Below are 14,129 nucleotides of genomic sequence, written 5' to 3' on the forward strand. Positions count from 1 at the left end.
CGCGGCACGGCACAACGTGCGGCACGGCACCCGGCGCTCAGCCGACGGCGCCAGGGGTGCTGGCGTTCAGCCGACGGCGGCCGGGTGGGTGGCGGGCTGCCGCTGGGTCCGCACCACGGCGACCGGGCACGGGGCGTTGCGCACGAGGGTGTCCGGCACCCCGCCCGGCCCGGGGCGGGGCACGCCGGCGCGTTCCCGGGCGCCCACGACGACGAGTGACGCCGTCGCGGCCGCGTCGAGCAGACGGGCCGCCGGGTCCAGGCCGTGCAGCACGTCGAGGGCGACCGGCACGTCGGCGAACGCGGCCCGCCACCCGGCCAGCGCCTGGCTGAGCAGCAGCCGCGCGTCGGCGTCGTCCTGCGAGTCGTCGCGCGGGCCGGCCCGCAGGCCGAGGCGGGCGCCGGCGTTGATGTAGCACACGCGGAGGCTGGTGCCGCGGCGGGCCGCGGTCTCGAAGGCGTAGGCGATCGCGGATGCCGAGGGCGCGGCCGCGTCCAGGCCCAGCACGACCGGGTGACGCGCCGTCTCGGCGTCCACGGCGGTCGTGACGACGACGGGGCAGGACGCGTAGGCCATCACGTGGGTGGCGACCGCGCCGGCGTGGACCCGCTGGAAGCCGCCGCCCACCGGTGCCCTGCCGTGCCCGTGGCGGCCCAGGACGATGAGGTCGGCGGAGCGGGAGACGCGCACCAGCGCCGCGCCGGGCGCCCGCAGCACGAGCGTCGTCTGTACGTCGGTGTCCGGGCAGGCCTGTGCCAGCTCCGTACGGGCGAGCTCGAGCAGCCGCTGCGCCTCCGCCTGGCCGTCGGCCGTCAGGTCGGGTGGCAGGTCGGCCGGCAGCAGGGTCGCGTAGGCGACCCTGTCCAGCAGCGAGTGCACCAGGCGGACCGTGCCGTGGCCGGCGGCGGCCTCGGCGGCGGCGAACCGGGCCGCGGCCCAGGAGTCCGCCGAGCCGTCGAACCCGACGACGATCCTGATCCGTGCTGACATGTCGGCCTCCGTCGGGGTCGGCGCTCGGCGTTCAGGCGTCGAACGTGTGGCTGAGCCGGGTGGTCGTGTCGTCGAAGCCCCACACGAGGTCGGTGTCGGTGACGCCGACGACGCCGTCGAGGCCGCGGATCAACCGCACGGCGATCTGGGCGCTGCTGCGCCGGTCGATCGTCCCGGCGAGGGTGACGTGCCCGCCGGTGACGGTGACGTCCACCTCGATCGGGTCGATCCACATGATGCCGCGCAGCACCGTGTCGATGACGTCGGCGCGGATGGCGGCGTCCTCGCGCAGGTACCGGCGCAGCACGTCGCGGCGCGAGACGATGCCCACGAGGTGGCCCTCGTCGTCGACCACGGGCAGCCGCTTGACGTTGCGGTGCTCCATGAGCCGGGCGGCGCTGGTGAGGGTGGCGCCCGCGCCGATCGTCACGGCCGGGGCCGTCATCAGCGTCTCGGCGGTCTCGCCGGTCGCCTTCTCCTTGGCCAGCCGCCGGCGCTTGCGTTCGAAGAGCCTGGCGTGCACGTCGGCGCCGTTGAACTCCACCTTGTGCAGCAGATCCGCCTCGGACACCACGCCCAGCACGCGGCGCTGACCGTCGACGACCGGCACGGCGCTGACCCCGAACTCGACGAGCAGGTCGACGATCTGCTTGTACCCGAGATCGGGTGCGACGGTGACGACACCTGTGCTCATCACATCTCGTACCGACAGCGAACTCATCGACCTGCTCCCTTCCGTGGGCGTACGTCCCTGTTCTTTTCACCCTGGCCCCGGCGCTGACGCGGCACACGGGCCGAAGGTCCCCTCACCGCGGGCCCACGGCCCCGCCCACGACTTGCAAACTTCTGCAACTGCTAAACTGCCAATATCGTGAATCACGCAACCTCCCGGAAGGCGGTCGCCCGCGTGTCCGTGCCCCTGTACCAGGCGAAGGCCGAGCTGTTCCGCACGCTCGGCCACCCCGTGCGCATCCGCGTGCTGGAGCTGCTGCAGGACGGTCCCAGACCGGTCCGGGACCTGCTCGCCGAGATCGACGTCGAGGCGTCGGGCCTGTCGCAGCAGCTGGCGGTGCTGCGCCGGGCGGGCCTGGTGACGTCCACCCGCGACGGGTCCTCGGTGGTGTACGAGCTGAGCACCCCGGCGGTGGCCGACCTGCTGGCGGCCGGGCGGCGGATCCTCGGCGCGGTGCTGACCGACCGGGAAGGGCTGCTGGTGCAGCTCCAGGCCGAGCGGCAGGACCGATGATCCCGGCGGGTCTGCGCGGCGGCGGCCGCCGCCTGGCAGGCCTGCTGCCGCAGCCGGCGGACTGGGCGGCGGTGCGCCGCGCCCCGCGCCGGGACCTGCTGGCCGGGCTGACGGTGGCGGTGGTCGCCCTGCCGCTTGCCCTGGCCTTCGGCGCCACCTCCGGCCTGGGCGCCCAGGCGGGCCTGGTCACGGCGGTGGTGGCGGGCGCGGTCGCGGCGGTCTTCGGCGGGTCCAACCTGCAGGTGTCCGGCCCGACCGGCGCGATGACCGTGGTGCTGGTGCCGGTGGTGCAGCAGTTCGGCGCCCGCGGCGTCCTCATGGTCGGTGCCCTGGCGGGCGTCGTGCTGGTCGTGCTCGCCGTGGCCAGGATCGGCCGCTCCGTGCGATACCTGCCGACACCGGTCATCGAGGGGTTCACCGCCGGCATCGCGGTCGTCATCGCCCTGCAGCAGGTGCCGGCCGCGCTCGGCGTCACCGGCGCGCACGGCGACAAGGTATGGGCGGTGGCCGCCGACGCGTTCGCTCGCTTCGCCCGCGACCCGCACATCACGCCGCTGTGCGTCGCCCTGGGCGTCGCGGCGGTCATGCTGTTCGGCGCGCGGCTGCGGCCCGGACTGCCGTTCTCACTGCTGGCGGTGGCCGCGGCGACGCTCGCCGCCGAGGTCGCGCCGCTCGGCCTGACCCGCATCGGCGCCCTGCCGGCCGGGCTGCCCGCGCCGTCGCTGTCCTTTTTCGATCCCGGCGCCATCGGTACGCTGCTGCCCTCGGCCCTCGCCGTGGCGGCCCTCGCGGCGCTGGAGAGCCTGCTGTCGGCCACCGTCGCCGACGGCATGAGCGTCAACCAGCGCCACGACCCCGACCGCGAGCTGTTCGGCCAGGGGCTGGCGAACCTCGCGTCGCCGCTGTTCGGTGGCATCCCGGCGACCGCGGCGATCGCCCGCACCGCCGTCAACGTGCGCGCCGGCGCCGGGTCGAAGCTCGCCGCGCTGACCCACGCCGTCGCCCTGGCGGTGATCGTGCTGGCGGCCGCGCCGCTGGTGTCGCGCATCCCGCTCGCCGCGCTCGCCGGGGTGCTGCTGGCGACCACGGTGCGGATGGTGGAGGCCGGCACCCTGCTGGCGCTGGCCCGCTCGACCCGCGGCGATGCCCTGGTGCTGATCCTCACGTTCACCGTGACGGTCGTGTTCGACCTGGTCGCCGCCGTCGCCGTCGGCATCGGCGTGGCGGCGGTGCTGGCACTGCGGGCCGTCGCCCGCAGTGCCCGGCTCGAGCAGGTGCCGCTGGAGCCCGGCGACCACAGCGCCGAGGAGCACCGCCTGCTCGCCGAGCACATCGTGGCGTACCGGCTCGACGGCCCGCTGTTCTTCGCCGCCGCGCACCATTTCCTCATCGAGCTGTCGGAGGTCACCGACGTGCGGGTGGTGATCCTGCGCATGTCGCGGGTCACCACCATCGACGCCACCGGCGCGCACGTGCTCGGCGACGCGATCAACCACCTGCGCCGCCGCGGCATCGCCGTGCTGCTCTCCGGCGTCGTCACCGGCCACGACCAGGTCCTCGCGGCCCTCGGCGTGGCCGAGGACCTGCGCCGCGAGGGCCTGATCTTCCCCGACACCGTCGCCGCCATCGACCACGCCCGCCGGCACCTCGTCGGCCACCTGCCGTCCCCCGGGCAGCCGGTCCCGCCCGCGTGACCGCTGCCGGGTCATCGCCGCCGCGTGACCGCTGTCGGGTGATCGCCGCCGCGTGACCGCTGTCGGGTGATCGTCGAACTTCGCGGACGTTCGGGCGTCGCCACCCGGTCCGCGCGCCGGTCACCATCGACTACGCAAGGTGTTGAGCCGCGTACGGATCGGGAAGCCGCATGTCCAACGTCATACCTGAGGTCGCCGACGTCCACGTCGGCCGGCAGGCGATCTACGACCGGCACGGCGACGTCGTCGCGTTCGAGCTGCTGTTTCGCAACTCGCCGGGGGCCAGGTCCGCGACGAACGGCGGCGCCCTCGCGACCAGCCAGGTCATGGTGGCCGCCTTCACCACCGTCGGGCTGGAGGAGCTCGCCGGCGGCCGGCCCTGCTTCATCAACCTGACCGCGGACTTCCTGCTCGGCGAGCTGCCCGTGCCGTTCGCCCCCGAACACGCCGTCCTGGAGATCCTGGAGACCGTCGACGTCGACGACCGGCTCGTCGCCGGCGTCGCGAACCTGGTCGAGCGCGGGTACGTCATCGCCCTGGACGACTTCGTGTCCGGCTCCGGCCACGAGCGGCTGTTCGAGCTGGCCAGCTACGTCAAGGTCGACTTCCTGGGCTCCACGCCCGCGCAGCGGCGGGCGGTCCTCGACGTGCGCCGGGCCCACCCGCACCTGAAGTTCGTCGCCGAGCGCCTGGAGACCCCGGCGGACGTCGCCGAGGCCCACGGACGCGGGTACGAGCTCTTCCAGGGCTACGCGCTGAGCCGCCCGGCGGTCGTCACGGCCCGCACCCTGAGCGCGTCGCGGCTGCGCTGCGTACACCTGCTCGGGCTGCTGATGGCGCCGGACGTCGGCCTGGACCGCATCGTGTCCCTCGTGTCGAGCGACCCCGCGCTGAGCTACCGGATGCTGCAGGCGGTCAACACCGCCGCCGCCGGCACGGCACACCGGGTGTCGTCGGTGCACGAGGCGGTCGTCATGCTCGGCACTGCGCAGATCCGCAACTGGGTGACGCTCATGCTGATCGGCGACCTCACCGAGGCCGGCGAGGAGCAGACCGCCGACATCCTCGTGCACGCCCAGCTGTGCCGGCTCGTCGCCGAGGACAACGGGCTCTCCGGTGACGAGGCGTTCACCGCCGGCCTGCTCGACGCCGTCGCCGGCCTGCTCGACCTGCCGGTCGGGTCGCTCGCCGGCAAGCTGCCCCTCGCCCCGATCGTCCGCGACGCGCTGTTGGACGGCACCGGCCCGCTCGGCGACGTCCTCGCCACGGTGCACGCCCACGAGCAGGGCACCCCCGACGCGGCGGGCGGCGCGGCGGTGCTCACCCGCCACGACGTGCTCACCCGGCAGCTGGCCGCGATGGCCTGGGCCACGAAGACCGCGTACGCCATCCGCTCCAACTGAACGCCCGGGACCTTGGTACGCCGGGGCCGGTGCCGTTCGGCCCTGCTGCGCCTCCCCGGCGCTGCCTAGCGTGATCAACGGGTCCGGGGCCGGCGCACGGCCGCCCCCTCGACGAGGAGCGTGGCATGCGAACAGTCAGCGAGTCGGAGCTCGGGCGGATCCTCGGCGCGCTGCCGGACGGTCCCCGGATCGTGGCCAGCGGCAACTACGCCGCCCCGGGCCGGCTGCTGGCCGTCGCCGACGCCGCCGTGGCGCAGTTCCGGCTGTTCATGCTCAACGCCCAGCCGGGCCTGCCCGACCGCGACGGCGTCGGGTACGAGTCGGCGTTCGTCGGTCCCGGCATGCGCGCCCACCCGCGGCTGCACTACTTCCCGTGCCGGCTGTCGCTGGTGCCGCACCTGTTCCGGCAGCGCCTCGCCCCCGACGTCGTGCTGCTGCACACCTCCCGGCCCACCGGCGGCGCCATCAGCCTCGGCGTCGAGGTCAACGTGCTGCCCGCGGCGATCGAGGCGGTGCGCGCCCGCGGCGGCATCGTCGTCGCGCAGGCCAACGCCGCGATGCCGGTCACCCACGGCGACGCGATGGTGCCGCTGGAAGCCGTGGACTACCTGCTGGAGGTCGACGAGCCCCTCGCCACCCACGCGGTCGCCGCGCCGGACGCGGTGTCGGCGTCCATCGGCGAGCGGGTCGCCGCCCTGGTGCCCGAGCGCGCGACGCTGCAGCTGGGCATCGGCGCGATCCCCGACGCCACCCTGGACGCGCTGCTGGACCGGCGGGACCTGCGCATCTGGTCGGAGATGTTCAGCGACGGCGCCCTCGCCCTGGAGAAGGCCGGCTGCCTGGACCGCGACACCCCGGTGACCGCCTCGTTCTGCTTCGGCTCCGCCGAGCTGTACGACTGGGTCGACCGCAACCCCCGCGTGCGGATGCTGCGTACCGAGAAGACCAACGACCCCGGCACGATCGCCGCGCACCCCAACCTCATGAGCGTCAACAGCGCCCTGCAGGTCGACCTCTTCGCCCAGGCCAACGCCACCCGCGTCGGCAACCGCACCCACTCGGGCTTCGGCGGGCAGACGGACTTCATCGTCGGCGCCATGCACTCCCCCGGCGGGCACGCCGTCATCGCGTTGCGCTCCTGGCACCCGAAGGCCGACGTGTCCTCGGTCGTGCCGCTCGTCTCCGGGCCGGTGACGTCCTTCCAGCACAGCTACATCGTCACCGAGCAGGGCACCGCCTCCATCTGGGGCCGCGACAGCGTCGAGCAGGCGCAGCAGATCGTCGACCGGGCCGCGCACCCGGCCGCCCGCGACGGCCTGCGCGCCGCCGGGCGGACGTTCGGCCTGCCGCTCACCTGACCGCGCCGGGACCAATGGCCCACCCGGATCGATCCGGACTCCTCTGCCGCTGCCGGTGCCATCGGCCGACGCTGGCGGCGAATGGACAGAGGAGGAAGCCATGGACAGGACCAGGATCGTCGTCGGGTACGACGGATCCGGCGAGTCGCAGCGGGCCGTGGACTGGGCCGCCGACGAGGCAGCCCGGACCGGCGCGACGCTGCAGATCGTCCACACGTATCAGATCGGCTGGCCCGCGGGCAGCTACTACCGCCCGACCGCCGAGGAGTCCGGCGCGGCCCGGGGACGCGCCGAGCAGCTGGCCGCCGACGCCGTGGCCGCCGTCCGCGCCCGGGGCACCGGCGTCGACGCCGTCGCGACCGTCGTGCACGCCGCGCCTGCGGCGACGCTGCTCGACCTCGGCCACAGCGGCGCCCGGCTGCTCGTCGTCGGCAGCCGCGGCACCGGCGGCATCACCGGCCTGCTCACGGGGTCGGTCAGCCAGCAGGTCGCCACGCACGCCCGCGTCCCGGTCGTCGTCGTGCGCGGCCACGCCGCGGCGGGCGGTCCGGTCGTCGCCGGGGTCGACGGTTCACCGGCCACCAGCACCGCGCTCGGCCTCGCCTTCGACGCCGCCGCCGCGGCCGGCGCGCGGCTCGTCGCGGTCCGGGCCTACGTTCCGCCGGCGCCGTCCGTGCTGCCGCTGAGCGCCGTCGAGGCCGACGAGCGCACGGCCCTGGAGGCGTCGCTGGTCGGCTGGCCGTCGAAGTACCCGTCGGTCACGCTGGAGGCTCGCCTCGTGGCCGGCCGCGCGGCGAAGGTGCTCATCGGGTTGTCGCACACCGCGCGGCTCGTCGTCGTCGGCAGCCGCGGCCACGGCGGGTTCACCGGCCTGCTGCTCGGCTCCGTCGGCCAGCAGCTTGTGCAGCACGCGGAGTGCCCGGTGCTGATCGCCCACCCGAACCGGGCGTCGACCCTCGGGACCGGTGACGCGTTCAGGTTGTGACCTCCGGCCCTCCCGCTGCCGGGCCTTCGATGCCTACTGTGACACTCGGAGGCCGCCGCACGCGGTGGAAGGGGTGAGTCCCGTGGTGGCGATCATGCTCGTGGCCACGATCATCGCGACCGTCTACGTCGCGCTGATCGCCATGCACGTCCTGGCGATCCGGGGTGGTGAGCGCCCCGGTGAGCGCTACCGTCCGCGGATCGCCAGATGGCTCGCCGCCGGCGACGAACGCCGCCGCGGCCGCGCCGAGACCGCCGCGACACGCCGCCTGCTGGCCAGCTCGCTGGACCGGGCGTCCTACCGGGCGGCGATGGCCGCCATGGCGGCGCAGGACGCGGTCGAGCACCCGGTGGAGATCCCGAAGACGAAGATGTGACAAAAAACGGCAAGGAGTCACGCTCCCTGCCACTCTTAACATATACCGCACCCCCGGACTTGCGGCAAGACCAGGGTCCTGGCGCAGAATCGTCGGCCGAGGCTACTGCCTGCGCAAACGTGTCGACGGACGGGGGACCCGCGGTGATCGAGCGGTACGTGACGGATCTGCACGAGGTCGATGAGACGCGGCTCGCGCTCGTCGGCGGCAAGGGCGCGCACCTGGGGGCGCTGTCACGCATCGACGGTGTCAGCGTGCCGGCGGGCTTCTGCGTCACGACGGACGCGTTCCGGCGGATCATGGCGGCGGCGCCGGTCGGTGACCGGCTCGACCGGCTGGCGGGCCTGGACCCCGACGAGCCCGGCGACGCCGACGCGGTGCGCGCGCTGAGCGCGGAGCTGCGCCGCATCATCGAGGAGGTCGCCGTCCCGGACGACCTCGCGGCGGCGATCACCGGGGCGCTCGCCACGGACGGCGCCTATGCGGTGCGGTCCAGCGCGACGGCCGAGGACCTGCCGACGGCGTCCTTCGCCGGGCAGCAGGACACGTACCTCAACGTCGTGGGGCCGGCCGCGGTGCTGCGGCACGTCAGCCGGTGCTGGGCGTCGCTGTTCACCGAGCGGGCGGTGACGTACCGCCGGCGCAACGGCATCGACCACCGGGCGGTCGACATGGCCGTGGTCGTGCAGCGGATGGTCCAGGCGCACGCGGCCGGCGTCATGTTCACCGCCGACCCCGTCTCCGGCAACCGGACGGTCGCCACGGTGGACGCCGGGTTCGGGCTCGGTGAGGCCCTCGTCTCCGGTCTGGTCAACCCGGACGTGTACAGGGTGCGGCACGACGAGGTCGTCAGCAGGACGGTCGCCGCGAAAGAGCGCGCCGTCGAGGCGCTGCCGGGCGGCGGCACCCGGGAGGTGCCGGTCGACCCGCAGCGGCAGCGGCAGCCCGTGCTCACCGACGACCAGGTCGTGCGGCTCGTACGGCTGGGCCGCCGGATCGAGCGGCACTTCGGCCGGCCGCAGGACATCGAGTGGTGCCTGGACGACGACGGTTTCCAGATCGTGCAGAGCCGGCCGATCACCACCCTGTTCCCCGTCCCCGAGGCCGGCGACCGGGACCTGCACATCTACCTCTCAGTCGGCCACCAGCAGATGATGACCGACGCCATGAAGCCGCTCGGGGTCTCCATGTGGCAGCTGACGGCGATGGCGCCGATGCACGAGGCCGGCGGCAGGCTGTTCGTCGACGTCGCCCCGCGGCTGGCCTCCCCCGCGAACCGCGCCGGCGTCCTGGCCATGATGGGCCGCGCCGACCCGCTGATGCGCGACGCGCTGGAGACGCTCCTTGCCCGCGGCGTCGTCGCGTCCGTGCCGGACGCCGCCCCCGCCGCTCCTCCAACCGCACAGCCCGCCGGCGCCGCGCCCGCACCGATCGACAACGACCCCGCCATCGTCACCACGCTCGTCGAACGCAGCCAGGCGGCGCTCGCCGAGCTGCGGCGCGACATCCAGGGCCGGACCGGACCGGCGCTGTTCGACTTCCTGCTGAAGTCCTTCCAGGAGCACAAGCGGCTCCTCAGCGATCCGCTGAGCTTCCAGGCGATCATGGCCGGCATGGACGCCACCTGGTGGCTCAACGACACGCTGCAGGAGTGGCTGGGCGAGAAGAACGCCGCCGACACCCTCACGCTGTCCGCTCCTGGCAACGTCACCTCGGAGATGGGACTGGCGCTGCTCGACGTCGCCGACGTGATCCGGCCGCATCCGGAGGTGGTGGCGTACCTGCAACGCGTCGACGGCGACGACTTCCTCGACGGGCTGGCGAAGCTCGCCGGCGGCGCCGAGGCGCGCGACGCCATCGAGGGCTACCTCGACCGGTACGGCATGCGCTGCGCCGGCGAGATCGACATCACCCGGCCCCGCTGGATCGAACGACCCTCCACGCTGGTGCCCGCGATCCTGGACAACGTCAGGAACTTCGAACCCGGCGCCGCCCACCGGCGCTTCGAGCAGGGCCGGCAGGCGGCGCTGCGCAAGGAGCAGGACGTCCTCGCGCGCCTGCGGGCGCTGCCGGACGGCGAGCGCAAGGCCACCGAGGCGAAGCGGATGATCGACCGGGTCCGCATCTTCATCGGGTACCGGGAATACCCGAAATACAACATCGTCAGCCGGTACCTCGTCTACAAGCAGGCCCTGCTGGAGGAGGCGGAGCGGCTCGTGCGGGCCGGCGTGCTGGCCGCGCCGCAGGACGCCTACTACCTCACGTTCCAGGAGCTGCACGAGGCCGCCCGCACGCACCGGGTGGACCCGGCGCTCATCCGGCGGCGCAGGGACGCGTACCGGTCGTACCGCGCGCTCACGCCCCCGCGGGTGCTCACCTCCGACGGTGAGGCGCTGTCCGGGGCGTACCGCCGCGACGACGTGCCCGACGGCGCCCTGACCGGCCTGCCGGTGTCCGCCGGGACCGTCGAGGGCAGGGCCCGCGTCGTGCTCGACATCGCGCAGGCCGAGCTCGACGCGGGCGACATCCTGGTCACCGTGCACACCGACCCCAGCTGGTCACCGGTGTTCGTCGGCATCGCGGGCCTGGTGACCGAGGTCGGCGGCCTGATGACCCACGGCGCGGTGATCGCCCGGGAGTACGGCCTGCCGGCCGTCGTCGGCGTGGAGCACGCCACCCGCCGGATCCTCGACGGCCAGCGCATCCGCGTCCACGGCACCGACGGGTACGTCGAGCTGCTGCCATGACCCGCGCCGTCGGCGGGTTGTGCGTGCACGTCCCTGTCGGACGGGTGTTCCGGTGGCAACCGCGCATCATGACGCAGCCCCACGGCCCTGCCGGGCAGGCGCGGAAGCGGCGGAGCGCCCTGCGCGGCGGGTCCATGCACGGGTCGTTCTCCCACGCCGCCGAGGTCATCATGTGCACCGCGGGCGGCAGGCTCCGCCCGGCGAGGTGCAGCAGCTCGACGACCTCGCCGAAGCCGGCCGAGCCGGACGCCCGGCAGCACCTCCCGGGCCGCCATCCAGTTTTGGTTGCCCCGGATGGTGTTGATCCCGCCGTTGTGGGCGATCAGCCGGCCCCGGCGTGGCAGCTCCCACGACGGGAACGTGTCCGTCGAGAAGCGCGAGTGGACCGGGACGGTCGCCGCTGCGGCGCGGTCGTCCCGCGCTCGGCCTGCTTGCGCCCGCGGAAGACGACCCGGTCCAGGACAAGGCCGGACAGCACGCGGGCTGCCTCGGCAGGTGCACGACAAAGGCCCCGCCGGCGCGTGCGGCCCGGCGGGGCCCGTCAATCGGTGGAACCGTGCGACGGCGGCGAACAGCTCAGATTCGGCCGGCGCACCGGGTGTGCATCAGCGGTGCGCCAGCCACCAGGCCGCCGCAATCGCCAGGATGAGCATGCTCAGACGGGTTGCCGGGCCCCATCCCGCAAGCGCGGCTCGGACCGTCCGTCCCGCCTCCTCGATGGCGTGTTTCATGGTCACCTCTCTTGGCCGTTGAAGTGCCGTTTCATGTCCAAGAGAGGTGGGACGACGCCGGCCCTCACAATGACCGTCATCAAGGCCGTGACCTGCACTTTCCGACCCGGTCGACGCGCCGGTACGCGTGAGCGACTACCATGGACTGAAGCCATGATTCACCTGTCCCTTCTCGCTGCTGGGCTGGTTTGTCGGGCGGAGCGACCCCGGGCCGCAATCCCGGGGTCGCTCGCTTTTTTGCCGAGGTTCGATGAATGCGCTCAGTTTACGCGAGGACAGGGCACAAGCCGCGCGGTTGCATCCGGCTCGGCAGGCTGCCGCGCCTCGGTTGCACCGTACGATCGTGACAATTCCCACCGATTGTGAACCTGGCCTTGGACAGGACAAGGCATTGGCGTCTCGCTATTTCAGTGGCACGCCGCCGCACCGGAGGGCGGCCTGCACCCGCCGCCGCCTGGTCGAGGTGCTCCGCCACCGCGGATGGCGCCACAGGGAGGACGCGACCCGCCGCCAGGTCGAACGTCTCCGCCGCCACGGGTGCAACGGCCGCACGGGTGCGCCCCACCCTCGCCAGCCCCCGGCACGGGGTGCGGCCCACCCTCGCCAGCGCCTTCGCCGCCGCGGATGACAGCGCTCGGCACGGGGTGCGAACCGCTACCGCCAGCCCCTTCGCCATCGTGGGGCGGCGACGTCACGCGGTGTGACCTGCCACTGCCAGCGCCTCCGCCGCCGCGGGTGGCGGCGGCGTGAGGAGGACGACCTCGTCGACGGCGGCCAGGATGTCGGTGCGGTGGGTGATGAGCAGGACCGTGCGGTCGCCGGCGGCGGTGAGCAGGTCGTGGATCAGGTCGGTGGCGGTGGCGTCGTCGAGGTGCTCGGTGGGCTCGTCCAGGACGAGGACCGGGAAGTCGGCGAGCAGCGCGCGGGCGACGGCGAGCCTGCGGCGCTGGCCGCCGGACAGGGCGACGCCGTGCTCCCCGACGGGGGTGGCGAGGCCGGCTGGCAGCGTGCGCACCCAGTCCAGCAGGCGCGCCGAGGCCAGGGCTGCCTCCAGTTCGGCGGTGGTGGCGTCCGGGCGGCCGATGCGCAGGTTCGCCTCGAGGGTGCTGTCGAAGAGGTACGCGTCGTCGTCGAGGTAGCCGATGACGCTGCGCAGGTCGTCGCCGCGCAGGTCGCGCACGTCAACGTCGTTGAGGGTCACCCGGCCGGCGGTCGGGTCGAGCCAGCGCACGAGCAGCGCGGCGATGGTGCTCTTGCCGGCGCCGCTCGGGCCGACGAGCGCGACGCGGCGCCCGGGGCGCAGGGTGAGGCTGAAGTCCCGCAGGACCGTCTGCCCCGGCACCCACGCGGCGGACACGGCCTCGAGACGGACCGTCGGCAAACCTGCCGGCAGCGGTGCCGGGTTGGCGGGGTCGGGCGCCGGGTCCGCGGCGGCGGCGATCTCGGCGAGCCGGCCGAGGGCGGCGCGGGCCGCGGCGAGGCGCTGGGCGGCGGCGGGGATCGTGCCGACGGTCTCGAAGACGGCGAGCGGGGTCAGGACGACGACCGCGAGCAGCTCGCCGGGCAGGGTGCCGGCCCGCACCGCGACGGCTCCGGCGGCGAGGCCGGCCAGGACGGCGAGCCCGGTGCACAGCGCGGTCACCGCGGCGGAGACGCCGGTGGTGCCGCTGGAGCGGCGGGCGGCGGCCAGCAGCTGCCGGTCGGTGCGGTCGAGTGCGGCGAGGGCGTCGTCGACGGCGCCGTACGCGATGAGGTCGGGCAGGCCGTGGGCCAGGTCGACGGTGCCGGCGGCCAGCGCGCCCCGCAGCGGCGCGAGGCGGGCATCGGCGCGGCGGGCCGCGGCGGCCTGCAGCGCCGGCACACCGACGGCCACGACAAGCAGCCCGGCGGCGAGCGCGGCACCGGCGACGGGCAGCAGCCCGCCGACGAGCGCGACCGTGGCGGCCCCGGTGACGGCGGCGACCACGATCGGCAGCAGCACCCGCACGATGACGTCGAGCACGGACTCCACGTCGTCGACCAGCCGGGCGACGAGATCACCACGCCGGAACACGCCGAGCCCGGCCGGGGCGAGCCGCTCCAGCCGCCGGTAGGTGCGCACCCGCAACGCGCCCAGCACCCGGAACGCGGCGTCGTGCCCGGTGAGCCGCTCGACGTAGCGCAGCACGCCACGGCCGAGCCCGAACGCCCGCACGGCGACGATGGCGACCATGAGGTGCAGCACCGGCGGGTGCTGCGCGGCACGCGAGATGAGAAACGCCGACGTCGCCATCAAGCCGACCCCGGCCCCGGCGGCACCGACCCCGGCGACCACGGCGACGACGAGCTGCCCGGCGGCCGGCCGGCACAGCCGCAGCACCATCCCCGCCGCCCTCACACCGCCACCTCCCATACGCTTCGACCCGCTGCTCATGCCGCCACCTCCGCTACGCTCCGGCGCCGACCTGAGCCCCACCCTGCACCCATGATTCGCAGCCCTCCGCTACGCTGCGGCCCACTCACACCGCCACCTCCGCTACGCTCCGGCGCCGACCTGAGCCCCACCCTGCACCCATGATTCGCAGCCCTCCGCTACGCTGCGGCCCACTCACACCGCCAC

The 14,129-nt window shown here is 74.3% G+C and carries 10 protein-coding genes and 1 pseudogene; 7 read left to right on the top strand and 4 right to left on the bottom strand.

The features are described 5' to 3' along the window. Nucleotides 1–66: 66 nt before the first annotated feature. Both AB0H83_RS27165 and AB0H83_RS27170 read right to left on the bottom strand, forming a co-directional pair. Entirely contained in the window at nt 67–990 is a 924-nt protein-coding gene (locus tag AB0H83_RS27165; RefSeq protein WP_360099210.1) for a universal stress protein, read from the bottom strand. A gap of 31 nt (nt 991–1,021) precedes the next feature. Continuing rightward, the gene (locus tag AB0H83_RS27170) at nt 1,022–1,684 is read right to left on the bottom strand and encodes a CBS domain-containing protein (protein ID WP_360099212.1); all 663 of its coding nucleotides are present in this window, start codon (nt 1,682–1,684) and stop codon (nt 1,022–1,024) included. 213 nt (nt 1,685–1,897) lie between these two features. Between AB0H83_RS27170 and AB0H83_RS27175 the strand changes: the two genes are divergently transcribed. From AB0H83_RS27175 to rph, 7 genes are all read left to right on the top strand, one after another. Continuing rightward, nucleotides 1,898–2,236 (top strand): metalloregulator ArsR/SmtB family transcription factor, encoded by a 339-nt coding sequence (locus tag AB0H83_RS27175; protein WP_360099214.1) that lies wholly within the window; start codon nt 1,898–1,900, stop codon nt 2,234–2,236. Continuing rightward, nucleotides 2,233–3,930 (top strand): SulP family inorganic anion transporter, encoded by a 1,698-nt coding sequence (locus tag AB0H83_RS27180; protein ID WP_360099216.1) that lies wholly within the window; start codon nt 2,233–2,235, stop codon nt 3,928–3,930. Before AB0H83_RS27175 ends, AB0H83_RS27180 begins: the two co-directional genes overlap by 4 nt. 170 nt (nt 3,931–4,100) lie before the next feature. Beyond that, a complete protein-coding gene (locus AB0H83_RS27185) occupies nt 4,101–5,333 on the top strand; it encodes an HDOD domain-containing protein (RefSeq protein ID WP_360099218.1) in 1,233 nt (410 codons plus the stop codon). A 125-nt stretch (nt 5,334–5,458) separates the two neighbouring features. Continuing rightward, a complete protein-coding gene (locus AB0H83_RS27190) occupies nt 5,459–6,691 on the top strand; it encodes an acetyl-CoA hydrolase/transferase C-terminal domain-containing protein (protein WP_360099220.1) in 1,233 nt (410 codons plus the stop codon). Nucleotides 6,692–6,791: 100 nt separating this feature from the next. Continuing rightward, a complete protein-coding gene (locus tag AB0H83_RS27195; RefSeq protein WP_360099222.1) occupies nt 6,792–7,676 on the top strand; it encodes a universal stress protein in 885 nt (294 codons plus the stop codon). A 73-nt stretch (nt 7,677–7,749) separates the two neighbouring features. Further along, nucleotides 7,750–8,052, top strand: coding sequence for a hypothetical protein (locus AB0H83_RS27200; protein ID WP_360099224.1), 303 nt, complete (start codon nt 7,750–7,752; stop codon nt 8,050–8,052). Nucleotides 8,053–8,195: 143 nt separating this feature from the next. Further along, nucleotides 8,196–10,799: a rifamycin-inactivating phosphotransferase gene (gene rph / locus AB0H83_RS27205; protein WP_360099226.1), complete on the top strand. Its 2,604-nt coding sequence runs from the start codon at nt 8,196–8,198 to the stop codon at nt 10,797–10,799. Between the two features lie 97 nt (nt 10,800–10,896). Here rph and AB0H83_RS27210 read toward each other — a convergent pair. Continuing rightward, nucleotides 10,897–11,215: pseudogene (locus AB0H83_RS27210) on the bottom strand (hypothetical protein); the annotation flags it as partial. Nucleotides 11,216–12,221: 1,006 nt separating this feature from the next. After that, nucleotides 12,222–13,907 (bottom strand): thiol reductant ABC exporter subunit CydC, encoded by a 1,686-nt coding sequence (cydC, locus tag AB0H83_RS27215; protein ID WP_360099228.1) that lies wholly within the window; start codon nt 13,905–13,907, stop codon nt 12,222–12,224. Nucleotides 13,908–14,129: the final 222 nt, after the last annotated feature.

Source organism: Dactylosporangium sp. NPDC050688, assembly GCF_040654515.1.
Taxonomy (GTDB): domain Bacteria; phylum Actinomycetota; class Actinomycetes; order Mycobacteriales; family Micromonosporaceae; genus Dactylosporangium.